The 385-nt window shown below is 32.7% G+C and carries 1 pseudogene; it reads left to right on the plus strand.

What is annotated here, in order from left to right:
• Positions 1 to 26: 26 nt before the first annotated feature.
• Positions 27 to 385: pseudogene (locus MUW73_RS04100) on the plus strand (hypothetical protein); the annotation flags it as partial.

Raw genomic sequence — 385 nt, forward strand, 5'->3', positions numbered from 1 at the left:
AATATGTAGGGATGCTTGAATATGTTATGAAACATATTTATCAGAGAGACATGCTTAATCTATGGGAGGAATTTTTACAAAATTTTAAACCCTATATTCTGCTTGACAAAGAAAAAGGCTATATTTATATTAAAAATTTCTTATGGTATACTGACAGCAAATTACCTGAAGATAAACAGCAAGATTTAGAAAGAATCATTGATCAACATTTACCTGAACAAGATAAAGAAGATATTATGAGAACTATAGCACAAAAATATAGAGAAGAAGGTATCCAAATTGGTCAAAAAAAGGGAAAACTAATGGGCATCCAAATTGGCCAAGAGAAGTGCAAACTCGAGGGCAAGCTAGAAGGCAAATTAGAGGGCAAACTAGAGGGCACACT

The organism is Candidatus Cardinium sp. cByotN1, assembly GCF_022810525.1.
In the GTDB taxonomy this organism is placed as follows: Bacteria; Bacteroidota; Bacteroidia; order Cytophagales; family Amoebophilaceae; genus Cardinium.